The 3,542-nt window shown below is 40.9% G+C and carries 3 protein-coding genes and 1 pseudogene; 3 read left to right on the forward strand and 1 reads right to left on the reverse strand.

Annotated features, from left to right (window positions below; genetic code table 11):
- Nucleotides 1–201 (reverse strand): annotated as a pseudogene (locus IQ229_RS18450) (Uma2 family endonuclease); the annotation flags it as partial.
- A gap of 432 nt (nucleotides 202–633) precedes the next feature.
- On the opposite strand from IQ229_RS18450, the gene abc-f reads away from it, so the two are divergent.
- The 3 genes from abc-f to IQ229_RS18470 form a co-directional block, all read left to right on the forward strand.
- On the forward strand, nucleotides 634–2,247 hold the full coding sequence (gene abc-f / locus IQ229_RS18460) for a ribosomal protection-like ABC-F family protein (protein ID WP_194046209.1): 1,614 nt from the start codon (nucleotides 634–636) through the stop codon (nucleotides 2,245–2,247).
- Between the two features lie 96 nt (nucleotides 2,248–2,343).
- Nucleotides 2,344–2,670, forward strand: a complete 327-nt coding sequence (locus tag IQ229_RS18465; protein WP_194046211.1) for a DUF6825 family protein — start codon at nucleotides 2,344–2,346, stop codon at nucleotides 2,668–2,670.
- A gap of 152 nt (nucleotides 2,671–2,822) precedes the next feature.
- A partial coding sequence (locus IQ229_RS18470; protein ID WP_194046213.1) for an ABC1 kinase family protein occupies nucleotides 2,823–3,542 on the forward strand: 720 nt, incomplete at its 3' end.

Here is a 3,542-nt window from a genome sequence, read left to right on the forward strand (position 1 = left end):
GTAGTAGATAGTCAGATTTCCCGCCGCATAAAAATCATTTCTATCTCGCCACAACCATTCCAGACAGGTTAAAAGTAGGATTATTTGCCGTAAATGCAGTTCGCTTTCCAAGGGAGGTTCGTCACTATATAAATCACCAGGGGGAAATATAACATCTTGGCAGATGCCTTCTTGAGAATCTAATTCTTGAGCAATGGTCATAGAATGAATAGGGCATCAAGTAGTTATGGATTGATTTTACCACTGTGGTAGTTAGCTATCGGTCTGACGGCATAGCTATCGCTTACCGTGCTACATTAACGCTTGGCAAAAAAGGCGATCGCATTCTCACTTTCCAAAATTCCTTCGTGCTAAACTGTAGTCAATATCAAACCTCATCACAACTCCAATGAGATAGCACAAATGAAGTAGTACCAAATACCTGTTGCACCAAAGCAACAAATGTCAACAAAGAATAAACGCAACTAGTTTGACAGGGTTACTTCACATAGTCATGCACTAAAAATCTTGCCATCATTCCTATCTATATAGAACCGTTTGACGAGTGTCTGCAGCTGAGTTTTTTTGTGTCTAATCTACCCGGAATTTTTGGAAACACGCGGGTGGAAGTTTGGGAATTGAGGTTTGATAAGAATGCCGAAAAAATCAATATTGTTAGCTGAGAACTTAGCCTATGACCTCAGCGTAGATAGAACTTTGTTTCAACGAGTTCATGTGAATATCGACGCGGGCGATCGCATTGCTTTAGTCGGTCGCAATGGGGTAGGAAAATTAACCCTTTTCAAGATACTTGCAGGTCAAATTAACCCATGTACAGGTTCAGTTTGGTGTAATGGTATTGTCTATTATTTGCCACAAATCAGTACTGTCAGACAAGAAATTACAGCAGATACAGTACTTAATTTTTTGATTTCTATCTCTGATGAATGGTGGAAGATTGAGGATATTTTGCAAACACAATTCCACACCAAAGTTGACTTATCTTTACCAATCGCTAACTTGAGTGGTGGAGAACTTACTAAACTGTTTTTGGCGATCGGTTTAGCTCAAGAACCAACCTTGTTATTGCTCGATGAACCAACTAATCACATGGATTTGCAAGCATTAGAAAGCCTAAGACAGTTTCTTTTGAATTTCACAGGTGCGTATGTAATTGTCTCTCATAAGCCTTTTTTCTTAGACCAAGTAACAGAAGTTACCTGGGAACTTACACCTGCTGGCGTGAAAATATATGGCGGTAATTTCTCGTACTATCGAGAACAGAAAGAAATAGAGTTAGAGGTAGCATTGCGATCGCACGAATCCGCCAGAAAGGAACTCAAACGTACCCAAGCTACAGCGATGCAAGAACAGCAACGCGCAGCCCAATCTAGTCGCAACGGTCGCGCCAAGTTTCTGAATGGTAGTATTGATAGAATAGCAGCAGGACTGATTAAAACCAAAGCTGAGGTGTCTACCGGAACTGCGAAAAAGAAACATGAAGCAGCAGTAGCAAAGGCTAATCAAAAGGTTGCAGAGACAAAGGTCAAAACTACCAAAGTCACGAGTATTCAGCTAGAAGAAAAAAATCAAAAGCGCCGAAATCTAATTAATATCCAGGGTGCAAATCTTAGGATATCAGAACGTCTATTGATTCAAAATATTCAACTGCATATATCATCTGGCGATCGCATAGCGATGATCGGTGCAAACGGTTCTGGTAAATCGAGTCTGGTAAAGGCAATTTTAGGGATGGAAAACCAAACAGCAGTTTTGGACTCAGGTGAGGTTTTTCTTGCACCAGCGATGAAAGCCGTATATCTCGATCAAAGCTACGAATTGGTAAATCGCCAATACACACTTTTGGAAAATATGCAAGCTGCCAATCCTCATCTCAGCTATCAGCTTTTGCGTCAACAACTGGGACATTTTCTCTTTAAATATGATGACGTTCACAAAAACGCCTCTGTACTGAGTGGGGGTGAATTAGCAAGATTAGCGATCGCTATAATCAGTATCTCAGAAATCGATCTACTGATTCTCGATGAGCCAACTAATAACCTGGATATTGAAACTGTTGAACAAATGGTAGTAGGTATCAATGATTACCAAGGAACGCTTTGGGTAATATCCCACGATATCGATTTCCTCAGCCGGATTAACATTAACCAAGGTTTCAAGTTGAGGGAACAAACTTTGCAAATGACAAATTATTTACCAAGTACACCAGAGCAATATTATCAAGAGTTGCTGGAATGCGATCAATAAAGCGATCGCCTTATGTAAATTTCTAGCTCAACAACAGAAGCCGCAAAGCATACAGGCAAGTTATAATTCTCTTGCGGATCAACGTAACAAAAATTTATGAGTAACCCACTAGTACAAGCCTTTTTCGTAGGCAGAGCAGTAGCTGAAGTAGTTAATGAGCGTTTAGAGGTCGCCTTGACCGATGCCTTGAGCGATCTGGGCAAATTTGATGCAGAAGCTAGAGAGCAGTTGCGCCAGTTTACAGAAGAAGTCCTAGAGCGGGCAAATCGGGCAACAGAAGCAGCTAATGCCAGTCAACCTACCACAGGTACTGGACAAGCCAGTTCTGATTCCGGTGACTTGCAAGCAGATATTGACGAATTACGAGCCGAAATTGCCTTGTTACGAACAGAATTGCAACATTATCGCCGAGCTTCTGCATAAATTTTAGTCATTAGTCATTGGTCATTGGTCAAAAATTATGTACAAATGACAAAAGACAAATGACAAAGGACATTTAAGAAAAAAACAGTTTAGGAATCAGAGTGTCTTTTCTTCCAAGTGATTCGGTCGCAAACCAACGGTAAACAAAGTATATGGAACAAGGTTATTCAGAGAAGGCATACCGTTGGAATCGGGAAAAATACTCTAGCAAACGGCGTTTTGTGGACATTTGGTCTTTTGTCTTGACCTTACTGTTCAAACTTTGGCTATACAACAAATCTTGGAGTTATCCGGGAGGTGTGACTGATGTAAAGCAAGCTGCAAGACGCAAAATCCAAGCAGTCTGGATTCGCAATACTCTATTGGATTTAGGACCAACCTTTATCAAAGTTGGGCAACTGTTTTCTACCCGTGCTGATATATTCCCTGGTGAATATGTAGAAGAACTAGCCAAGTTACAAGACAAAGTACCCGCATTTAGTTATGAGCAAGTAGAAGCGATCGTTGAGAAAGAACTAGGCAAAAAAATTCCTGAACTTTTCCATAATTTTGAACCTATTCCCTTAGCTGCTGCTAGCTTGGGGCAAGTACACAAAGCTGTACTACATACAGGAGAATCAGTTGTTGTCAAAGTGCAACGTCCTGGACTAAAGAAGTTATTTGAAATCGATTTACAGATTCTCAAAGGAATTACCCGGTACTTTCAAAACCATCCCAAATGGGGACGGGGGCGAGATTGGTTGGGTATTTACGAAGAATGTTGCCGCATTCTTTGGGAAGAAATTGATTATCTCAACGAAGGCCGTAACGCCGATACTTTTCGCCGTAACTTTCGTGGCTATGATTGGGTGAATGTCCCAAGAGTATACTGG

The organism is Nostoc cf. edaphicum LEGE 07299, assembly GCF_015207245.1.
GTDB classification, from domain to species: Bacteria; Cyanobacteriota; Cyanobacteriia; order Cyanobacteriales; family Nostocaceae; genus Nostoc; species Nostoc edaphicum_B.

Bases quoted from the DNA above. Each gene is read 5' to 3' on its own strand.
- IQ229_RS18465 (WP_194046211.1), top strand. From the start codon at position 2,344: ATGAGTAACCCACTAGTACAAGCCTTTTTCGTAGGCAGAGCAGTAGCT.
- abc-f (WP_194046209.1), top strand. From the start codon at position 634: ATGCCGAAAAAATCAATATTGTTAGCTGAGAACTTAGCCTATGACCTC.